Consider the following 19,777-nt stretch of genomic DNA (forward strand, 5'->3'; position numbering starts at 1 on the left):
CGCCGGGCCATTCATGTGTGACTGCGATCACATGAATGTGAGCGCTAACATAACCAGGGGTTTGACGCTGCCGTCAAGAGTCGTCAGGCAACTCACGTGAGCACTCAGGCCCACTGCTCCCCGACGGGCGCGGTGGACGAAAACGAAGAACCCCCCGCCGTTCCTGCCGTGTTCTGGCTGGTCAGACGAGGGTTTTGGTGGAGCCGCCTGTCGGAATCGAACCGACGACCTTCTCATTACGAGTGAGACGCTCTGCCGACTGAGCTAAGGCGGCGCACCGTCATCCGTTACCGCATGAAGCGGTCCTGGCTGAGCGGACCGGATGAGTGTACCGAGACTGCGCGCTCGACACTAAAACGGTGCGCCTCGACGTGCTCGTCGATGGTGATGCGGGTGGGCTTGCCCTTGCCGATGAGGCGGCCCAAGCGGCGTACGCCGTGCTTCATTGTTGCTTTGCTCTTCTCTGAACGCGGGTCAACCACCGACTGCGGACACAGGGGTGGTGATTCAATGATGACCGCTGACGATTCATAGAGGTAGACGATCTTTCCTTGGAAAGTCATAGGATGTCTCTATGTTGTCGCTGCACCAGCTCCGCGTGTTCCTCGCGGTCTACGAGCATGGCTCGCTGACCGCGGCGGCCGAGGAGCTCGGGTATGCGCAGCCGTCGATCTCGGAGCAGGTCAGAAGCCTGGAGCGTACGCTCGGCGTCCAGCTCTTCCTGCGCGTCGGGCGCGGGGTGGTGCCGACCAGCGTGGCCGACGAGCTGAGGCCGCACGCGGAGCGTTCGGTCGCGGCCGCCGAGGACGCGCGCAAGGCCGTGCAGGCGGTGAAACAGTTCGAGACCGGAACGATCCGGTTCGGGATGTTCGGGATCGCGCGACTCTACGGCGGCGCCGGCCTGGTGGCCGACGTGCTCGATCGATACCCGGGCGTACGAGTCGAGCTGATCGGGCAGAACTCCGCCGAGGTCCAGGACGACCTGCGGCGCGGACGGCTCGAGGCGGCGATGCTGCTCGTCGGCAGCGTCTCCGGTCCGGGACTGAAGGTCACGCCCGTGGCTCGCGACGAGCTCGTCTACATCTCGGCCGACCCCGCCCACCTGGCCACGCCGGTCACCCCGCACCGGCTCTCGCTGGCCACGCTGGTCATGTCCGACACGAGCTGGAGCTCGGAGGATCCCACCCGGGTCACCATCCGCAACCTGCTCCACGAGACCGGCCGCAATCCACCCAGCCGGGTCGAGGTCGAGGACATCGAGACGGCCGTGGAGCTGGTGGGGATGGGCTACGCCGACAGCGTCATCGCCAAGGGAGCAGCCGAACAGCTGCTCCCCCGGCTGGCACCGAAGGCCGGCTGGGTGTCACTGCGCCCCCGGACGTACGACACCTTCGCCGTCGTCCATCGCACCGACGCCACCCTCTCCCCCGCCGCCACGTTGATGATCGAGCTGGCCACCAAGCGGATCCAGGCCATCGCGGACCCGGTCCACCGGCGCTAGCAGTTCCTCCAGCAGGGTATGCAGCCGAAGGCTCACATCCCGTGCGGAGTTCCGCTGGGGATGTGAGCCCCGGCCTACATACCCTTCGACAAGCTCAGGACACCGCCTTGACGAAGGCTCCGGGTCACTCGCAGCCGTAGCCGTCGTTGTCGGCGTCGAGGCGCCACGGGTCGGAACCGTGGACGCGTACGGGCTTCTTGTAGCCGGGGATCTGGCCGCAGTCGAGGTCGTTGGTCGAGGTGGCGTTGTAGACCGTTGCGCCGTTCTTGTAGGTGTAGTCCAGACTCGATGCGGTGCTGGTTGTGCCGCGCTTCTTCAGGTAGAACGACGCGGATACATCGGCCTTCCTGATGGTGTCCCCGCGGAACTTCCAGCGGTAGTAGCGGCTGGCCGCCGGGGTCGTGATCACCGAGCACTTTCCGTACGTGTTCGTCACGCAGGACGTCACGTTGCTCCAACTGCCGCTGTACTTCTTCTGCAGATAGATCCGCTTGCCCTTGACCGCATTCCCACCCGCGGTCAGCTTTCCGACGACGCGATACGACTTGGACCCGTACTTGCTCACGGACACCTTGACGACGGACGTGGTGATCTTCGGGACATAAACCGCGGAGCTGTACTTGCCCCCATAGGTGAACCTGTACGTCGCGCCGCGTACGCCGACCGCGGAGACCCAGCCAGTTGAGCTGGTCGTGCGGTGCGCCACCGTCTTCCAGGTGGTCCCGGACTTCCGCTGGATCGCGACCGACCTGCCGACAACAGGCGTGCCGTAATCCTTCACCTGCGACTTGATCGTCGTGCCCGACCGGCTAGCCGAGAGGGTGTAGCTGTGGGCGGCCCGGATCGTGAACGCATCGGTGACCTCGGCCGAGTCGGTCCAGGTGCCCTCCGCGTCCGAGGTGAAGACGAAGGCGACGGCTCGATAGCTTCCGGCCGGAAGCAACGAACAGAGGTCGCCATCGGCCGATCCTTCGGCGAAGCCACCACCCTCGATGTAGTTGGTCACGTCGTCTCCGTCGGAATCGAAGACGGTGACCTCCCAGCTGACAGTGGGGTTGGTGAACTCGTCGCTGTAGTTCTCGCCGAACGAGACGTCCACCGAAACCGGGATGTTCGTGCCCTTGACCCCGTAGAGGTCACAGTTCTGGGCCTTCGTCACGTCGTTGACGGTAAGTGTGGCGGCGCCACCGATGTACGGCAGTGGGGCCGTATCAGCGTGTGCTGACTGCGTACCAATCACAGGCGCTACCGCGACCGCCAGAGAGGCGACTGCGGTGGCAGCGAAGGCTCTCGTCATTGAACGGATTCGCTGACTCATGATCACTGGATAGTGACCCTTCTTCTCGAAGTTAAATTCCGAGAAGTGATCCTCTGAGTCAGAGGCGTACTGCGGTCGGACACGCCGAGAACCCACCCCACATCGGGTAAATCCGTGAAGTCATCGGCCGAGTCGTCACCTGGGTGACGACTCGGCCGACGTGGTTGACGTCTCGGCTTACGTGGGTGACGTCTCGGCGAGCGGGGTCAGCACTCCAGGCCGTTGTCGGGGACCTTGCCGTCGACGAGGTAGTCGTCGATGGCGTCGTCGACGCAGCCGTTGCCCTGCATGTAGCCGGTGTGGCCGTCGCCGTCACGGGAGACGAGTACGCCGTTGTCGAGAGCCTTGGCGAGGTCCTCGGCCCACTCGTAGGGGGTGGCCGGGTCGCGGGTGGTGCCGACGACGACGATCGGGTTGGAGCCCTCGGCGTCGATCTCGGGCTCGGGCTCGGTGGCCTTGAACTTCTCCGCGGCGCAGCCGTTGAGCATCCAGGCGAGAGCAGCACCGAAGGTGGGGGCGGCCTCCTCGAAGGCGGGCAGCTGCTTGCGTACGTCCTCCGGGCTCATGCCGGAGGAGTCGTCGAGGCAGTTGATCGCCCAGTTGGCCTCCATCGTGTTGTTGATGTAGCCGCCCTCGGGGTCACGGCCCGCGTAGTTGTCCGAAAGGCTCATCAGCTGGGAGCCGTCGCCCTTCAACGCCGCCTGGAGGGCGTCGGTGAGGTAGGGCCAGTAGGACTCGACGTAGAGCGGGGTGATCAGGCCGTAGAGGGCGTTGCCGGCGGTCAGCTCGCGGTCGCCGGCGGGCAGCGGCTCGGCGTCGATGTCGGCCATCAGCTTCTGGACGCGCTCGACGCCCTCGTCGACGGAGTCGCCGAGGAAGCAGCTGCCCTCGTCAACGCAGTTCTTGACGTAGGAGCGGAGCGCGACCTCGAAGCCCTTCGCCTGGGCGAGGTTGGCGTCGAGGACGCTCAGCCCGGGGGCGATCGCACCGTCCAGCACGAACCGGCCGACCCGGTCGGGGTAGAGCTCGGCGTAGGTCGAGCCGAGCTGGGTGCCGTAGGAGGCGCCGAAGTAGTCGAGCTGGTCCTCACCGAGCGCAGCCCGGAGTACGTCCATGTCCCGGGCCGCCTCGACGGTGCTGACGTGGTCGGAGATGCCGTCCTTCTGGGCTGCGCAGCCGTTGGCCATCTCGACGCCGGTGTCGACGTACGCCTTCTCCTCGGCCGGGGTGTCGGGGTCGGGGTCGACCGCGACGTAGGCGTCCAGGGTCTCGTCGTCGAGGCAGTCGACCGGGGTGCTCTGACCGACACCGCGCGGGTCGAAGCCGACGATGTCGTAGGAGTCGCGGACGGTGGAGCTGAAGGACTGGTTGTTGTAGAGGGCGTACTCGATGCCCGACCCGCCCGGGCCACCCGGGTTGATCGCCAGCGAGCCGATCTTCTCCTTGTTGGCCGGGTCCTTGATGACCGAGACCTCGATGGTGCGGCCGGTGGGGTCGGAGTAGTCGAGCGGGACCTCGAGGGTCGCGCACTCGAAGGCGCCGTTGCACTCCTTCCAGTCGAGCTTCTGGTTGTAGAAGGTCTGCAACCCCTCGCTCGGGGCCGCGGTCGCCTCCGCGCTCGGACTCACCTGGTCGGCGTCGGGGGTGCCGCCGTCGGCACCGCAGCCTGCGGTGATCACGGTCAGAGCGGTCAGCGCGGCGGCGCCGGTCACTGCTTTGAGTTTCACTGATCTCCTCCGGGCGGCAACAGCGCCACCATCATGGCTTCCAGCACCAACTGGGGCTGCACGTTGAACTCCAGCAGCTGCTCGCGGGCTTCGAAGATCGCCCCGATCCGCTGCAGGTTGAGCTCGGGGGTCGAGGCCGCGACGAGCTGCTCGATCTCGCGCCGGTGCTCCTCGTTGACCAGGGTCACCGGAGCGCCGGCGGCGATCGTGATCGCGTCTCGATAGACCGAGACCAGGTCCATCAGCCCGCGGTCGATCACGTCGCGGTGGCGGCGGGTCGCTCGGCGCTTCTGGTCCTTCTCGAGCGCGGACAGCGCGGGACCGTATTCACGCGGCCGACGGCCTCGATCGACCACTCCGTAGCCCGCGTCGAGGTCGGCCTTCTCCCGGGCGTCGAGGTCGGCGGTGACCGCGTCGGCCTCCTCCTTCGAGACCGCGGCGAGCTCGCCGGCGGCTCTGAGGGCGTCAGCGAGGGTGTGCAGCCGGGCCGGGTAGGCGACCACCTGCTCGCGCCGGCGCCGAGTGTCGTCGTCGCGGGCCAGCGCCTTGGCCCGTCCGATGTGGCTCTGGCTCGCGCGCGCCGCGTAGGCCGCGCGCGCCTCGTCGACACCGAGCGTGCGCTGGAGGAAGGCGGTCACGTCGGGCGCTGACGGGGTGGTCAGCGTGACCAGCCGGCACCTGGACCGGATGGTCGGGAGTACGTCCTCGACCGTCGGCGCGCAGAGCATCCAGACCGTGCGGGCGCCGGGCTCCTCGACGGCTTTGAGCAGCGCGTTGTTGGCCTGCTCGGTGAGCCGGTCGGCGTCCTCGATGATCAGGATCTGCCAGCGGCTCCCGGCCGGGCTCAAAGCGGCCTGGCGGACGAGGTCGCGGATCTCGTCGACGCCGAGGGTCAGCTTCTCGGTGCGGACCAGGTTGACGTCGGCGTGGCTGCCCGCGAGGACGGTGTGGCAGGCGTGGCACTGGCCGCAGCCGCCGTTGGGGCACTGGAGCGCGGCTGCGAAGGCGATGGCGGCGTTGGACCGTCCGGAGCCCGGAGGGCCCGTGAAGAGCCAGCTCTGGGTCATGCCGTGGCCGGCCGCGGCGGTCTTCAGCGTGGAGATGATGTGGCGCTGGCCGACGAGGTTGTCCCAGACCGAGGTCGTGGCGACGTTCATGCGCTCACCGCCTGGGTGAGCAGCGGCTCGAGGCGCGCCAGCACCGCGGCGTGGATCTCCTCGACCGGAGCGCGGGCGTCCAGGACCAGGTAGTGATCGGGATTCCGCTCCGCCAGCCCGACGAACGCGGATCGCACCCGCTGGTGGAACTCGACCGACTCCTGCTCCATCCGGTCGCGCTCCTCGAACCGGGTGAAGCCGGCCGTCGGATCGAGATCGAGCAGCACGGTCAGGTGGGGTCGCAGGTCGGCTGTCGCCCACCGCGCGACCTCCTCGAGCTGCGCGGCGTCCAGCACCCGGCCGGCGCCCTGGTAGGCCAGCATCGAGTCGACGTAGCGGTCGGTGATGACCACCTCGCCGCGCTCCAGCGCCGGACGGACCATCGACTCGATGTGCTCGGCCTTGTCGGCGGCGAACAGGAGCGCCTCGGTCCGGTCGTCGAGGTCGCCGGTCTCCGGGGACAGCACGATGCGGCGTACGTCCTTGCCTACGGCCGTGTCGCCCGGCTCGAAGGTCAGCAGGACCCGGTGGCCGCGGGCGGTCAGGGCCTCGTGGAGCAGCCGCGACTGGGTCGACTTGCCCGACCCCTCGCCGCCCTCGAAACAGACGAAGACGCCGTGCTCTGCGTAGACACCCGGAAACCTCACGAGGCAAACCTACGGGGTGGGACCGACAACACCTGAGTACGCCGCCCGCGGGTGGAGCGATTCAGGCTGTCGAAGCTCGCACCACCAGGTTAAGGTTCGGGTCGTCCTCACGCTGAACCAAGGAGTCTCCGGTGATCTACGTCCTGATCGTCCTGCTGCTGGCCGCCCTCGCGGTCGCGGCCTACCTGCTCTGGAAGAGCCGGCAGCAGCCGACGGCGCAGAAGGAGCCCGACGACTTCATCGGCGACCAGCACAAGCACGCCTCCGACCAGCTGCGCCAGGTGCGCAACGGCGACGTCATCGAATACCTCGGCCACAACTGGTTCGTCCGCGGACGGATCGACTTCGACGAGCACGGCTACCGCTGGACCGAGCACATGCTCGACGACGCCGAGGGCAAGAAGTGGCTCTCCATCGAGGACGACGAGAGCTTCGAGGTCTCGCTGTGGCACGCGATCCCGCTCGGCGACATCGAGCAGGGCGCCGTCGGTGACCGCGACATCATCGTCGGCGGCGTCGCCTACCGGCTCCAGGAGAAGGGCTCCGCCGCCTTCACCGCCACCGGCGCGACCGGCACCGCGCCGTCGGGCACGGCCGAGTACGCCGACTACAAGTCGGTCGACGGCAAGCTGCTCGGCTTCGAGAAGTGGGGCAGCAACTGGGAGCCCTCCCTCGGCGAGGTGCTGCAGCCGTTCGAGCTGACCGTCTACCCCTCCACCGACCGGCCCGCGACCCTGGACGACGAGTGACGCTTCTCGACGTCCCGTTCGCGGACGTACGCGGCGACACCCTGCGCTGGACCCTCGCACCGATCCCCTGCACCCCGCTGGCCTCCCGGACGGTGAACCTCGGGAGCAGCCTCACGGTGACGCTGAGCGTCCTGGGCGCCAGCCACCAGGTCGTCGTACGCCGCCACGACCGCCCGCTCCTGCACGAGACCATCGCATGCGGGATCGCCGAGGCCGCGCCTCTTCCCGAGGCGCACGCGGCCGGCGGCTACCGCCTTGCCTCGCACGTGGAGGAGATGGGACCCGAGGAGCTCGCGGCGCAGGCGTCGCGGCTCGTGGAGCGGCTGAGCGGGCGTACGGATGCCGTCGTCGCGCACTTCCCGGGTGACCCGCACGCGGTGACCGCGCTGGCCTTGGACCGGTCCGGCGACGGGGAGATCGTCTGGAACACCTGGCACACCTACCCACAGACCGGCGAGATCGTCGCCACCACCACCAGCTACCGGCCCGAGGAGGGCACAAGTGTCTGAACCAAGCGGCTCCGGCGGCCCGAACCGCAAGCTGATCGGCTGGGCGATCGTCGCGGCGTGCGTCGCGCTCGCCATCATCATCGCCATCGCCGTGTCCGGCGACGGGAACAGCCCCGAGAAGTACCTGCGCAAGAACTTCGACCACGTCAGCGGCACCGACCCCGACAGCGAGGCCGGGATCGTCTTCGAGGACGACGGCACGGTGAGCTCGGTCGCCAATCAGATCGACAGCGGCACCGACGCGGACGAGAACCGGGCCGAAGGATCCAGCCACTACCTGCGCTACGACGACGACTGGCTGGTCGTCGTGGAGCCGCGTACGCCCTCGGGTTCGACGATCACGCTCTACGAGTACGACCGCGGCTACCGCCACCACGCCACGGTGATCGGGCTGTGGGGCTGGAACAGCTACTACGGCCGCAACAGCGGTAGCGGCAGCAGCGGCGACTCCTTCCGCGGCGGCGGCAGCGGATCCGGCAAGTGACCACCCTCAGACTGGAGAGATGAACCGATGACTGACCTTGTGAGCGGACTGCTGTCCACCGTCGCCTTCGCCGCCCTCGGGCTCGTTCTGCTGATGATCGGCTTCTACGTGATCGACCTGCTGACGCCGGGCCGGCTGGGGCAGCTGATCTTCGTCGAGCACCGCCGCGACCCGGCGCTGCTGCTCGGCTCCTCGGTCGTCGCGATCGCGACGATCGTGGCCACCTCGATCTACACCGCGGAGGCCGACACCCTCCAGGGGCTCGCCGAGACCGCTGCGTACGGCCTCATCGGGATCGCCCTGCTCGCGTTCGCGTTCGTGATCCTCGACCTGCTCACCCCGGGCCGGCTCGGCGAGCTGATGACCGACGACAAGGACGACCCGGCGATCTGGGTCGCCGTCGCGGTGCAGCTGGCCGTCGGCGTGATCGTGGCGGCCTCGATCACGTGAGCCTGACTCTCCCCTCGTTGTCCGCGCTGCCCGAGGGACGGGCGGCCCGTCTGCTCGTCCTCGCGGCGGTGTTCGTCTGCGCGGCGTGCGGCCTGGTCTACGAGCTCGCACTGGTCACGCTGGGGAGCTATCTGCTCGGCAACTCGATCGCGCAGACGTCGCTGGTGATCGCGGTGTCGATGTTCGCGATGGGCATCGGCGCGGTGCTCGCCAAGCCGCTCATCGCGCGGCCGCTGCGCTCGTTCGTGGGCGTCGAGATCGCGCTGGCCGCGGTCGGCGGCGCCTCGGTGCCGGCGCTCTACGCGTCGTTCGCGTGGCTGCACCTCTACACCCCGATGATGCTGCTGGTGACGTTCCTGATCGGCGCGCTGGTGGGTGCCGAGATCCCGCTGCTGATGGAGCTGCTGCAGCGGCTGCGGCGCCAGCAGGCCTCGCACGCGGTCGCCGACATCAACGCGGTCGACTACGTCGGGGCGCTCATCGGCGGACTCGCGTTCCCGTTCCTGCTGCTGCCGACCTTGGGGCTGCTGGTGGGGACGGTGGCGACGGCCGCCCTGAACGTGATCGCCGCCTGGACGGTCGGGGTCGCCTTGGCCGGCTCGCGCCGGCAACGTGGGGCGGTCACGGCCGTCTGCGGCGCCCTCGCGGTCGCCCTCGGCATGACCGCGGTGACGGCCGACTCCTTCGAGCTCAACGCCCGGCAGGCGCTCTACCGCGACCCGATCATCCACTCCCAGCGCTCGGACTATCAGGAGATCGTGGTGACCCGCGGCGCTCCGGTCGGGCCGGCGTTCGACGACGTACGCCTCTTCCTCGACGGTGACCTGCAGTTCTCCTCGCTCGACGAGTACCGCTACCACGAGATGCTCGTCCACCCGGCGATGAACGGGACGCACCAGCGGGTGCTGATCCTCGGTGGCGGTGACGGGCTCGCCGCGCGGGAGGTGCTGCGCTATCAGTCGGTCTCGTCGGTGACGCTGGTCGATCTCGATCCTGCTGTGGTGTCGTTGGCGCGCTCCTTCGAGCCGGTCTCGTCGCTGACGTCGGGTTCCTTGGAGGACCCCCGGCTGACGTACGTCGCCGACGACGCGTTCTCCTGGGTGCGCGACTACTCGGGGGCTCCGTTCGACGTGGTCATCGCCGACTTCCCCGACCCGGACTCGACCGCTCTGGCCAAGCTCTACTCCGTCGAGAACTACAGCATGATCGCGCGGCTGCTCGCCCCGTCCGGGCGGATGGTCGTGCAGTCGGGCAGCCCGTTCTTCGCGCCGGACGCGTTCTGGTCGGTACGTCACACCCTCACCGAGGCCGGCTGGCAGACCACGCCCTACCAGGCGGACGTACCTTCCTTCGGGAACTGGGGCTACGTCCTCGCCTCCCGCGACGGGTCGGCCCCTGAGCTCGCTCTCGACGACGAAGCGCCGGGCGGGCTGCGCTACGCCAGCGACGCCGTGCTCGCCGCCGCCACATCGTTCCCGCCGGACCGTGCCGAGCGACCGACCTCGGTCACCACGCTGCTGGATCCGGCGATCCTGGACTACGCCCGGAAGGGCTGGGTGGGCTACTGATGTTCTTCTTCATTCGACTGGCCCGGCGCACCTCGCGGCACTACGCCTGGGTGCTCCCGCTCGCGATCATCGGCTTCGTCTTCGTCACCGGCTGGATCGCGATGGCGCTGGCCCAGCCGGGCAGCGACATCGTGCGCCCCACCAACTACTGGTGGTGGTTCCTGGTCACCGCGACCACGGTCGGCTACGGCGACCTATTCCCGGAGACCACCGGTGGCCGGCTCGTCGGGGCGTACGTCGTCTTCGGCTCCATCACCACCCTCGCCATCTTGTTCAGCCGGATCTCAGCAATCATCGAGAACGCCAAAGGACGCCGCATGCGTGGAGAGATCAGCTTCAGCGGACAGAACCACATCGTGTTGCTCGGCTACACCGCCGGGCGCACCGAGCGGATCTTGGAAGAACTGCTCTCCGAGCCCGAACGGGAGGTCGTGCTCGCGACCTGGGAGGACCAGCTCTCCGAGCACCCGATGCCCGGGGAGGACCGCCTTCAGTTCGTACGTGGCGACATCACCGACCTCGACGTGCTCGCTCGCACCGGGCTCACCGGCGCGCACAGCGTGCTGATCGACGCACGTGACGACAACGAGGCGGTCACGCTCACCGTCGCCGCCAACACTGCGGCTCCTGCGGTGCACACGATCGTGGCGCTGCGGGATCTGCGGGTGCAGCGCACCATCTTCCGCGTCGACACCACCGTCCACTGCGTCCAGTGGCACAACACGCAGCTGATCGGCGAGGAGCTCAGCGACCCCGGCATCGCGGAGGTCTACCAGGAGCTTGCCACCGCGGGCGGCAAAGGCACCTACTCGCTCACGGTGCCCCCTTCGGCCGCGACCGTGGACGTCGGTGCCTGGCAGGCCGCCCTCGGCCGCTCGCACGGCGCCACGCTCCTGGCCGTACGCACCGTCGACGGCATCCAGGTCAGCCCGCCCTGGGACCTGCCGGTCTCCCCCGGCGCGCGGCTCTTCTACATCGCCGCCGACCGGCTGGACTACGACGAGGTCGTCGGGTCGCTCGGCTGACGGGGACCTCGCGATGGACTGCTACAACTGCCGCAACAGCGCCCTCGAGTCGCTGCCTCCGCGCGAGTCGATCGTCCGTACGCAGCACTGGCGGGTCTGCCACGCCTTCAACGTCACGCTCCCCGGCTGGCTGGTGATCGCGCCGATCCGGCATGTCACCGCTCTCGACGAGCTGCCCGCCGAGGCACATGCCGAGCTCGGCACGCTGCTCGGCTCGCTGTCGGGGGCGCTGCGTGCCGTGACCGGGTGCGTGAAGACGTACGTCATGCAGTTCTCCGAAGCCGAAGGCTTCGAGCATCTCCACGTGCACCTGGTTCCGAGGATGGCCGACCAGCCGGCGAGCCTCAAGGGGCCGAACGTGTTTGGCTACCTCACCGACGACGAGACCCAGTGGCTGCCCGAGACCGAACGCGACCGGCTGGCACTGGAGCTGCAGGGAGCTCTCGGCTGACAGATTCCCGCCAAGGCGGGATTGTGCGGGGCTCTACGACCTCGAGCGGCGGCAGAACCCCGCCATGGCGGGAAAGTGCCCCGCGCCCCAACCCCAGACAGCGACAGAACCCCGCCATGGCGGGGTTCTGTCAGTTGAGCCGCGGCGTACGGCTCACGACTTCTTGGTCGCGGCCTTCTTGGTCGTCTTCTTGGCGGTCGACTTCTTCGCCGGGGACTTCTTGGTCGTCTTCTTGGCGGTCTTCTTCGTCGCCCGCTTGGTGGTCTTCTTCGCCGGGCCCTTGGCGCGCTTGTCGGCGAGAAGCTCGGCGGCACGCTCGGCGGTCAGGGTCTCCAAGTCATCGGCGGCCCGGAGGGTGGCGTTGTATTCACCGTCGGTGACGTAGGGACCGAAGCGACCGTCCTTGACGACCATCGGCTGCCCGGAGACCGGGTCGGGGCCGAGCTCCTTGAGCGGCGGCTTGGCGGCGGCACGGCCGCGCTGCTTCGGCTGGGCGTAGATCTGCTCAGCCTCCTCCAGCGTGATCGTGAGCAGCTGGTCCTCCGAGCTCAGGGTCCGGGAGTCGGTGCCCTTCTTCAGGTAGGGCCCGTAGCGGCCGTTCTGGGCGGTGATCTCCTCGCCGTCGGCGCCGGTGCCGACGACCCGGGGCAGGGTCAGCAGCTTGACGGCGTCCTCGAGCGTGATGGTCTGCAGGCTCATCGACTTGAAGAGGCTCGCGGTGCGGGGCTTGGCGTTCTTCTTCGCGTCCTCGGGGAGCTGCTCGGTGACGTAAGGACCGAACCGGCCGCTCTTCGCGACGACGGTGAGACCCGTCTCCGGGTGGACGCCGAGGTTGAGCTCCTCGCCGGCCGGGTTGGCGAAGAGCTCCTTGGCCTTCTCCAGGGTGAGCTCGTCGGGCGGCAGGTCGTCGGGGACGTTGGCCCGCACCGCGAACGGGGTGCCGTCGTCGCCGGGGCCCTCGATGTAGGGACCGTAGCGGCCGACCCGGAGGTTGACCCCGGCGTCCGGAGAGCCGACCGGGAAGGTCGCCAGCTCGCGGGCGTCGATGTCGCCGAGACCGTCGACCAGCGGCTTGAGGCCCATGACCCGCTCGGAGCCGAAGTAGAACTCCCCGAGCTCGGTGGTCATGTCCTTGTCGCCCTTGGCGATCTCGTCGAGGATCTCCTCCATGCTCGCCGTGAACCGGTAGTCGATCTGGCGCGGGAAGTGCTCCTCGAGCAGCCTGACCACCGAGAACGCGACCCAGGCGGGAACCAGCGCGGTGCCCTTCTTGAAGACGTAGCCGCGGTTGATGATGGTCTGGATGATGCTCGCGTAGGTCGACGGACGGCCGATCTCACGCTCTTCGAGCTCGCGGACCAGGGTCGCCTCGGTGTAGCGAGCAGGCGGCTTGGTCTCGTGGCCGTCCGAGGTGAGGCTCGCGGCGTTCACCCGGTCGCCCTCGTTGAGGTTCGGGAGGCGGGTCTGCTGGTCGTCGGAGGTCTGGTCGGCGGAGTCGGTGCCCTCGACGTACGCCTTCAGGAAGCCGTGGAAGGTGATCACGCGCCCGGTCGCGGAGAAGACGACGTCCTCGCCCGTGGCCGCCGAGGCGCCGAGGCGGATCGCGACCGAGTTGCCGACCGCGTCCTTCATCTGGGAGGCGACGGTGCGCATCCAGATGAGCTCGTAGAGGCGGAACTGGTCGCCGGTCAGCCCGGTCTGCGCCGGAGTGCGGAACGAGTCACCCGCGGGGCGGATCGCCTCGTGGGCCTCCTGGGCGTTCTTGACCTTGGAGGCGTACGTCCGGGGTGCGTCCGGCAGGTATTCGGCACCGTAGAGCTCCCGGACCTGAGCGCGGGCCGCGCTGACGGCGTCTCCGCTCAGGGTCGTGGAGTCGGTACGCATGTAGGTGATGAAGCCGTTCTCGTAGAGACGCTGGGCGACCGACATCGTGGTCGACGCGCTCATCCCGAGCTTGCGGCTCGCCTCCTGCTGCATCGTGGTGGTGCGGAAGGGGGCGTACGGACTGCGCTTGTAGGGCTTGGACTCGACCGAGCGGACCTCGTAGGTCTGGCCCTCGAGGCCGGCGACGAGAGACTCGGCGCGGGTGCGGTCGAGGTGGACGACCTTGTCGCTCTTCAGCAGGCCGTCGGGGCCGAAGTCGGTGCCGCGGGCGACGCGGCTGCCGTCGACGGAGGTGATCCGGGCCGGGAACATCCGCGGCTCGTGGTCGGAGCCGGCGTCGAAGGTGCCCGCGAGATCCCAGTACGAGGCGGTCCGGAAGGCGATCCGCTCACGCTCGCGGTCGACGACGAGCCTGGTGGCGACCGACTGGACGCGGCCCGCGCTCAGGCGGGGCATGACCTTCTTCCACAGCACCGGGGAGATCTCGTAGCCGTAGAGACGGTCGAGGATGCGGCGCGACTCCTGGGCCTCGACGAGGTCCATGTCGAGCTCGCGTGGGTTCTCGGCGGCGGCCAGGATCGCGGCCTTGGTGATCTCGTGGAAGACCATCCGCTTGACCGGGATGCCCTTCTTCGGCTTCAGCTCGTCGAGGAGGTGCCAGGCGATCGCCTCACCCTCGCGGTCCTCATCGGTGGCGAGGTAGAGCTCGTCGGCGTCCTTGAGGAGCGACTTGAGCTTGGCGATCTGCTTCTTCTTGTCGCTGGGCACGACGTAGTAAGGGGTGAAGCCGTTGTCGACATCGACGCCGAAGCGCCCCCACGGCTTGTCCTTGATCTTGGCAGGGGTGTCTGCCGCGCTCTGCGGAAGGTCGCGGATGTGCCCGACGGATGCCTCGACGACATACCCCTGTCCGAGGTATCCGCCGATCTTCTGAGCCTTCGCCGGGGACTCGACGATCACCAACTTGTGTGCCACTGACGTCCTTATCTCACTGCAGCAGAGCCTGGCACCACTGACAAGCTCTGGCGAGACACGTTAGCGCGTGTCTCCAGCCGGCATGGGTCCAGTCACCGCGGTTCATGCGGCACTGAGCTCTCGGACAACATGGCGTGTTGCCTTGGGCGCCGCGAAGACAATACCTAGCACGCTGGGGAGCGGGAGCGTGAAATCGGTGTCTCATCCGGCCATGTCCAAAAACTGTCGGTGCCCGTCCGTATGGTGGCTTTCGAGGACGGCGAGACCAATCCGAACCGAGAGGTCTCTGCTGATGATCGACGCCGAATACATCGACTACATAGAGGGTCTGGCCACGCCCCCGGAGCACCTGGTCTGCTCCGAGTGTGCGCAGCTGCTCACCCGGACCAACGTGATCCTGGAGCGCCTGGAGGCCGAGCTGACCCGGCCCCGCTGGGCGGAACCGGACACGCCGCCACGACCCGACCACGAGGTGGCCCTGGACTGGCTCGCCGCGCTGTGCGGCGGCCACGAGGCGGTCACCGCGCTGGATGCCGCGCCGCTGGTCGAGGACGGGCTGGACCTGCCGGTCGTGGAGGATCCGGCGGGACGTACGCAGTTGGAGGCGGTTGCCGCGCTGCTCGACGAGGTCGCGGCCGACTTCCCGGTCGCGGAGGTGGGCTTCGCGCTGCGGCGGGCGCTGCTGCGGCTGTGGGAGATCGACCCGCTGGTCGTCGACCGGCCCACCCAGCCGGCCCAGGTGGCGGCTGGGATCGTGTGGACGGTCCTGGGCGCCAACGGGCTCGCCGGGCCGGGCGGCCTGGTCACCGCGACCGAGCTCAAGGAGCGGCTGGGCGTGAACTCGACGCCCTCGGCCTACGGCAAGCAGCTGGCGGCCGCACTCCGTGGCTTCTGGCCGTGGCAGACACAGCGGCCGTGGGGCATGCGCGACCTTCCCGATCTCGAGCCGCTGGGCTATCCGGACCTACTGGTCTCGAGCGTGCGCAGGCGCCTGATCAGGCTGCGGGACCAGGCGTGCCTTGCGCGGGACGGAGGAAGCCCTCGTTGACCAGCTCCTGGGCGATCGGCAGATAGCTGCTGCGCACGACCGCGGGGTCGCGGTCGAGGATCTGTGCGAGCGCGTCGAGGATCTGGCCGACGGCCAGGTCACCGTCGCACGCGCCCGCGAAGGCCGCCTCGATCGTGTCCGCCTGGCGCGCGCGGCGCAGGCCACGCTGCTGGCGCAGGATGACGGTGCTGGGGTCCTCGGCGCCGGGCTGGCCGAGGGTCTCCTGCTGGATGTCCTCGATGAGCACCAGCGTGGAGTCCTCGGTGACCTCGACGCGGGCTGCCTCGCCCCACGCCGCGAGCGCCGGGGCGATCGGCTGCTCGACGTCGTAGGGCCACTCGAGAAGCTCGCGCTTCGGGTTGGCTGTGTCTGTGCGGTGCAGGTTGATCCAGCCGAACCCGACGCCCTCGATCTTCTGCTCCTCGAACCAGGACAGCCAGGTGTCGTAGCGGGTCAGGTAGTCCTGGGCGCCGTGGTGGCCGGAGTCCTTGAGCCAGAGCTCGACGTACGCCGCGGGGTCGAGCACCTCACGCTGGACCACGAACGCGTCGACCTCGTCCCCGAGCCATCCCTCGAGACGGTCGTCCCAGGGCTGGTCCTCGGAGATGATCCAGTTGCCCAGGATCTGACACCAGCCGCCCTCGGTGAGCATGCCGGGAGCGGCCCTGACGATGTCCTCGACCACCCGGTCGCCCGGGAGCCCGGAGTCGCGGTAGACGAGGCGCTCACCGGTCGCCGGGCTGATCACGAACGGCGGGTTGGTGGCGATCAGGTCGAAGCGCTCACCGGCGACGGGCTCGAAGAACGACCCGTCGCGTACGTCGATCCGGTCCGCCACGTCGTTGAGGGCGGCGTTGAACGCGGTGATCCATAGGGCTCGCTGGTTGACGTCGGTCGCGACCACCCGGTCGCTGTGGGTGGCGAGGTGGAGGGCCTGGACACCGCAGCCGGTGCCGAGATCGAGCGCGGTGCCGACCTGGTCGCGGATGGTCAGCTGGGCCAGGGAGGTCGAGGCAGGGCTGATCCCGAGCACGTGCTCGGGGCCGACGCGCTGCGGGCCGCCATCGAGCCCCGGCGTGAGGTCGGAGACGACCCAGAGGGCGGTGTCATCGGTGGCGTACGGACGTACGTCGAGGCGGGCCGCGACTTCGCCGACAGACTGCTCCAGGATCCCCTCGACGGCGAGCCGGTCGACGAGCCCGGGCAGGGCTGCCTCGGCAAGGTCCAGGGGGACGGTCGTCTGCAGCAGGAAGAGCCGGATGAGGGTCTCCAGCGGAGTGCCTCCGTGAGTGCGCCGCCGGCCCGGCAGCGTCTCGTTGCGACTCAGTGCGCTGTGCGCGGTCGGACCGAGCAGCTCGGCGACGGAGTCGTAGGAGAAGTCGGCCTGCTGGAGGGCGTCACGGAGCCGGTGCGGGAGGTCACTCACACCTGGAGCCTAATGTGGGCTCGGGTCAGCCCGCTGCCGCGCCCTCGGCGCTGGCATGGATGTCGAAGACCTTGGCGAGGCCGGTGATCCGGAAGATCTTGAGCAGCCGCTCCTGGGTGCAGACCAGGCGGAGCATGCCGTTGTGCTGGCGCACCTTCTTCAGGCCACCCACCAGGACGCCGAGGCCGGTCGAGTCGAGGAACTCCACGGCTTCGAGGTCAACGACGATGTCGTAGTGACCGCGGGCGACGAGCTCGGTGATCTTGTCCCTCAGCTTCGGCGCGGTATAGACGTCGATCTCGCCGCCCACGGCCACGATGGTGGCCGAGTCGAGCTCGCGAGTCGCAAGCGTCAGATCCACTTCGAAGTTCTCCTGCCAAGGAACGTGAGACAACCAGCTCCGGTCGGCATGCCTGGTGTCCGATACCCGGAGTCGATCGTAATGTAACCACGGCTCACCAGGATGCGCGCAAGAAACTCGCAACGTCTCGGCCACGATGCGGGGCCGTGAGCGTGGCGGCCACCAGGATTCTGGGAGAATAGATAGGTGTTGACGACAGCGACCGGTGATCTCATACGCCGGCTCGCGGACGTCCCAGGCCGCGAGGACCGGCTCGCCCACCTCGAGCAGGTCCCGCCGCGAGAGGCCGTCTTCGCCGACTGGCCGACGTGGGCTTCGGCCGATGTGGTCGCCGCCTTCGCCGCTCGTGGGATCGAGCGTCCTTGGCAGCATCAGGCGGTGGCCGCCGAGGCCGCCCACGAGGGCAGCCACGTGATCGTCTCGACCGGCACCGCCTCCGGGAAGTCGCTGGCCTATCAGCTGCCCGCGCTGACCGCGATCCGAGACGGACGTGGTCCACGTGGTGAGCGCGGCGCCGGCGTCCTCTACCTCGCACCCACCAAGGCGCTCGCCCAGGACCAGCTGACCGGGCTGCGCGAGCTGGGCGTCGACGTGCGCGCGGTGACCCACGACGGTGACAGCACCCGCGAGCAGCGAGACTGGGCACGCGACTTCGGCGAGTACATCCTGACCAACCCCGACATGCTCCACCGATCGCTGCTTCCCGGTCATCAGCGGTGGACGTCCTACTTCCGCTCGCTGCGCTACGTCGTCATCGACGAGTGCCACCACTACCGCGGCGTCTTCGGGGCGCACGTCTCGCACGTGCTGCGGCGGCTGCGGCGCATCTGTGCGCTCTACGGGTCATCGCCGACGTTCATCCTCGCCTCGGCGACCGTCGCGGAGCCGTCGATCGCCGGCGAGCGGCTCACCGGCCTTCCGGTCCTGCCGGTGACCGCCGACGCGTCGCCCCGCGGGGAGCTCTCGATCGCCCTGTGGCAGCCGCCGCTGACGTCGCACGCGGGCGAGAACGGCGCTCCCGTACGCCGCGCGGCCTCGGCCGAGACCGCCGACCTCCTCGCCGATCTGGTCTCCTCGGACGTACGCACCCTGGCATTCGTACGCTCCCGGGTCGGCGCCGAGCAGGTCGCCCTGACCGCGGCCGCCGAGCTGGAAGAGGTCGACCCCTCGCTGCCCGGGCGGGTGGCGTCCTACCGCGGTGGCTATCTGCCCGAGGAGCGCCGGGCGATCGAGGCATCGCTCCGCTCCGGCGAGCTGCTGGGACTGGCGGCGACGAACGCGCTCGAGCTCGGCATCGACATCAGTGGCCTGGACGCCGTCGTGCTGGCCGGCTACCCCGGCAGGCGCTCGGCCTTCTGGCAGCAGATCGGCCGAGCAGGGCGGGGCGCCGGCGACGCGCTCGGCATCCTGGTCGCCCGCGACGACCCGCTGGACACCTATCTCGTCACACATCCGGAGGCGCTTCTCGGTCAGCCGGTCGAGGCCACCGTCTTCGACCCGGCGAACCCGTACGTCGTCGGCCCCCACCTGTGTGCCGCCGCGCAGGAGCTGCCGCTGACCGAGCCGGACCTGCCGCTCTTCGGACCGGGCGCCAGGGAGATCCTGGACAACCTGGTCGCCTCGGGACTGCTGCGTAAGCGGCCTCGTGGCTGGTACTGGACCGACCGCCGCCGCGCGGCCGACCTCGCCGACATCCGCTCCTCGGGTGGGTCTCAGGTGCAGCTGATCGAGGCCGATACCGGCCGGGTCGTCGGCACGGTCGACGCGGCGAGCTCACACGCGAGCGCGCATGCCGGCGCCGTCTACGTCCACCGTGGCGAGACCTATCTCGTGCATGAGCTCGACCTGGACGAGAACGTCGCGGTCATCTCCCGCGACGACCCCGGCTACTCCACCTTCGCCCGCGAGATCACCGAGATCTCGATCGTCGCCGAGCGGGAGCAGGTCGCGTGGGGAGATTGCCGCCTGGCGTACGGCGACGTCGACGTCACCCACCAGGTCGTCTCCTTCCTGCGCCGGCGACAGCCGAGTGGCGAGGTGCTGGGTGAGGAGCTCCTCGACCTCCCCGAACGTACGCTGCGCACCTCCGCCGTCTGGTGGACCGTGCCCGCCTCGGCTCTCGAGGCGGCCGGCCTGGAGAGCGCGGACATCCCGGGTGCCGCCCACGCCGCCGAGCACTGCTCGATCGGACTGCTCCCGCTGATCGCGACCTGCGACCGCTGGGACATCGGTGGCGTCAGCACCGCGTCCCACCCCGACACCGGCATGCTCACCGTCTTCGTCTACGACGGGCATCCCGGCGGGGCGGGATTCTCCGAGCGCGGGTTCCGTGCGGCGCGGGAGTGGCTCAGTGCCACGCTGGAGACCATCGAGGCGTGCGAGTGTGACGACGGCTGCCCCTCCTGCGTGCAGTCGCCCAAGTGCGGCAACCAGAACAACCCTCTCGACAAGCAGGGCGCGATCGTGTTGTTGCGGCTGCTGCTGCAGAAATAGGCAT

General features: G+C 68.9%; 18 protein-coding genes and 1 tRNA gene. 10 read left to right on the forward strand and 9 right to left on the reverse strand.

Going from position 1 to position 19,777, the window contains the following annotated elements; all coding sequences use genetic code 11:
• Positions 1 to 198: 198 nt before the first annotated feature.
• Together ABTW65_RS11850 and ABTW65_RS11855 are read right to left on the reverse strand one after the other, a co-directional pair.
• A tRNA-Thr gene (locus ABTW65_RS11850) sits at positions 199 to 274 on the reverse strand.
• A 13-nt stretch (positions 275 to 287) separates the two neighbouring features.
• Positions 288 to 563, reverse strand: a complete 276-nt coding sequence (locus tag ABTW65_RS11855; protein ID WP_350660284.1) for a hypothetical protein — start codon at positions 561 to 563, stop codon at positions 288 to 290.
• An 11-nt stretch (positions 564 to 574) separates the two neighbouring features.
• Between ABTW65_RS11855 and ABTW65_RS11860 the strand changes: the two genes are divergently transcribed.
• Positions 575 to 1,501: a LysR family transcriptional regulator gene (locus ABTW65_RS11860; RefSeq protein ID WP_350660285.1), complete on the forward strand. Its 927-nt coding sequence runs from the start codon at positions 575 to 577 to the stop codon at positions 1,499 to 1,501.
• A gap of 124 nt (positions 1,502 to 1,625) precedes the next feature.
• Here ABTW65_RS11860 and ABTW65_RS11865 read toward each other — a convergent pair whose 3' ends face one another.
• The 4 genes from ABTW65_RS11865 to tmk all read right to left on the reverse strand — a co-directional run bounded on the left by ABTW65_RS11865 (position 1,626) and on the right by tmk (position 6,350).
• Positions 1,626 to 2,660 (reverse strand): flagellin family protein, encoded by a 1,035-nt coding sequence (locus ABTW65_RS11865; RefSeq protein ID WP_350660286.1) that lies wholly within the window; start codon positions 2,658 to 2,660, stop codon positions 1,626 to 1,628.
• Positions 2,661 to 3,025: 365 nt separating this feature from the next.
• Positions 3,026 to 4,546, reverse strand: coding sequence for an alpha/beta hydrolase (locus tag ABTW65_RS11870; RefSeq protein ID WP_350660287.1), 1,521 nt, complete (start codon positions 4,544 to 4,546; stop codon positions 3,026 to 3,028).
• Positions 4,543 to 5,703, reverse strand: a complete 1,161-nt coding sequence (locus tag ABTW65_RS11875; protein WP_350660288.1) for a DNA polymerase III subunit delta' — start codon at positions 5,701 to 5,703, stop codon at positions 4,543 to 4,545. Before ABTW65_RS11875 ends, ABTW65_RS11870 begins: the two co-directional genes overlap by 4 nt.
• On the reverse strand, positions 5,700 to 6,350 hold the full coding sequence (tmk, locus tag ABTW65_RS11880) for a dTMP kinase (RefSeq protein ID WP_350660290.1): 651 nt from the start codon (positions 6,348 to 6,350) through the stop codon (positions 5,700 to 5,702). Before tmk ends, ABTW65_RS11875 begins: the two co-directional genes overlap by 4 nt.
• Positions 6,351 to 6,481: 131 nt before the next feature.
• Between tmk and ABTW65_RS11885 the strand changes: the two genes are divergently transcribed.
• From ABTW65_RS11885 to ABTW65_RS11915, 7 genes are read left to right on the forward strand one after another with little or no spacing between them, the layout of a single operon-like run.
• Complete coding sequence (locus ABTW65_RS11885; RefSeq protein ID WP_350660291.1) at positions 6,482 to 7,099, forward strand: DUF4178 domain-containing protein; 618 nt, start codon at positions 6,482 to 6,484, stop codon at positions 7,097 to 7,099.
• Positions 7,096 to 7,608 carry a DUF2617 family protein gene (locus ABTW65_RS11890; protein WP_350660292.1) on the forward strand — a complete coding sequence of 171 codons (513 nt, stop codon included), beginning with the start codon at positions 7,096 to 7,098 and terminating at the stop codon, positions 7,606 to 7,608. Before ABTW65_RS11885 ends, ABTW65_RS11890 begins: the two co-directional genes overlap by 4 nt.
• Entirely contained in the window at positions 7,601 to 8,092 is a 492-nt protein-coding gene (locus ABTW65_RS11895) for a DUF4247 domain-containing protein (RefSeq protein WP_350660293.1), read from the forward strand. Before ABTW65_RS11890 ends, ABTW65_RS11895 begins: the two co-directional genes overlap by 8 nt.
• A 27-nt stretch (positions 8,093 to 8,119) precedes the next feature.
• Positions 8,120 to 8,542, forward strand: coding sequence for a DUF350 domain-containing protein (locus tag ABTW65_RS11900; protein WP_350660294.1), 423 nt, complete (start codon positions 8,120 to 8,122; stop codon positions 8,540 to 8,542).
• Complete coding sequence (locus ABTW65_RS11905) at positions 8,539 to 10,110, forward strand: polyamine aminopropyltransferase (protein WP_350660296.1); 1,572 nt, start codon at positions 8,539 to 8,541, stop codon at positions 10,108 to 10,110. Before ABTW65_RS11900 ends, ABTW65_RS11905 begins: the two co-directional genes overlap by 4 nt.
• Entirely contained in the window at positions 10,110 to 11,135 is a 1,026-nt protein-coding gene (locus ABTW65_RS11910; protein ID WP_350660297.1) for an ion channel, read from the forward strand. The genes ABTW65_RS11905 and ABTW65_RS11910 overlap by 1 nt, the downstream gene beginning before the upstream one ends.
• A gap of 13 nt (positions 11,136 to 11,148) precedes the next feature.
• Positions 11,149 to 11,586 (forward strand): HIT family protein, encoded by a 438-nt coding sequence (locus tag ABTW65_RS11915; protein WP_350660298.1) that lies wholly within the window; start codon positions 11,149 to 11,151, stop codon positions 11,584 to 11,586.
• A gap of 153 nt (positions 11,587 to 11,739) precedes the next feature.
• Here the strand turns inward: ABTW65_RS11915 and topA are convergent, their stop codons facing one another.
• Positions 11,740 to 14,445 carry a type I DNA topoisomerase gene (gene topA, locus ABTW65_RS11920; protein WP_350660299.1) on the reverse strand — a complete coding sequence of 902 codons (2,706 nt, stop codon included), beginning with the start codon at positions 14,443 to 14,445 and terminating at the stop codon, positions 11,740 to 11,742.
• Between the two features lie 292 nt (positions 14,446 to 14,737).
• Here topA and ABTW65_RS11925 point away from each other — a divergent pair, with 292 nt between their 5' ends.
• Positions 14,738 to 15,493, forward strand: a complete 756-nt coding sequence (locus ABTW65_RS11925) for a hypothetical protein (RefSeq protein ID WP_350660300.1) — start codon at positions 14,738 to 14,740, stop codon at positions 15,491 to 15,493.
• On the opposite strand, the gene ABTW65_RS11930 is transcribed toward ABTW65_RS11925, so the two are convergent.
• Both ABTW65_RS11930 and ABTW65_RS11935 read right to left on the reverse strand, forming a co-directional pair.
• A complete protein-coding gene (locus tag ABTW65_RS11930; protein ID WP_350660301.1) occupies positions 15,441 to 16,919 on the reverse strand; it encodes a DUF7059 domain-containing protein in 1,479 nt (492 codons plus the stop codon). The genes ABTW65_RS11925 and ABTW65_RS11930 overlap by 53 nt on opposite strands.
• A gap of 25 nt (positions 16,920 to 16,944) precedes the next feature.
• Positions 16,945 to 17,280, reverse strand: coding sequence for an anti-sigma factor antagonist (locus tag ABTW65_RS11935; protein ID WP_091044749.1), 336 nt, complete (start codon positions 17,278 to 17,280; stop codon positions 16,945 to 16,947).
• 186 nt (positions 17,281 to 17,466) lie between these two features.
• Between ABTW65_RS11935 and ABTW65_RS11940 the strand changes: the two genes are divergently transcribed.
• Positions 17,467 to 19,773 carry a DEAD/DEAH box helicase gene (locus ABTW65_RS11940; protein ID WP_350660302.1) on the forward strand — a complete coding sequence of 769 codons (2,307 nt, stop codon included), beginning with the start codon at positions 17,467 to 17,469 and terminating at the stop codon, positions 19,771 to 19,773.
• Positions 19,774 to 19,777: the final 4 nt, after the last annotated feature.

Origin of the sequence: Nocardioides sp. NPDC127503 (assembly GCF_040302165.1) — a bacterium.
Taxonomy (GTDB): domain Bacteria; phylum Actinomycetota; class Actinomycetes; order Propionibacteriales; family Nocardioidaceae; genus Nocardioides.

Bases quoted from the DNA above. Each gene is read 5' to 3' on its own strand.
- ABTW65_RS11855 (WP_350660284.1), bottom strand. From the start codon at position 563: ATGACTTTCCAAGGAAAGATCGTCTACCTCTATGAATCGTCAGCGGTC.
- ABTW65_RS11860 (WP_350660285.1), top strand. From the start codon at position 575: ATGTTGTCGCTGCACCAGCTCCGCGTGTTCCTCGCGGTCTACGAGCAT.
- ABTW65_RS11875 (WP_350660288.1), bottom strand. From the start codon at position 5,703: ATGAACGTCGCCACGACCTCGGTCTGGGACAACCTCGTCGGCCAGCGC.
- ABTW65_RS11900 (WP_350660294.1), top strand. From the start codon at position 8,120: ATGACTGACCTTGTGAGCGGACTGCTGTCCACCGTCGCCTTCGCCGCC.
- ABTW65_RS11910 (WP_350660297.1), top strand. From the start codon at position 10,110: ATGTTCTTCTTCATTCGACTGGCCCGGCGCACCTCGCGGCACTACGCC.
- ABTW65_RS11915 (WP_350660298.1), top strand. From the start codon at position 11,149: ATGGACTGCTACAACTGCCGCAACAGCGCCCTCGAGTCGCTGCCTCCG.
- ABTW65_RS11925 (WP_350660300.1), top strand. From the start codon at position 14,738: ATGATCGACGCCGAATACATCGACTACATAGAGGGTCTGGCCACGCCC.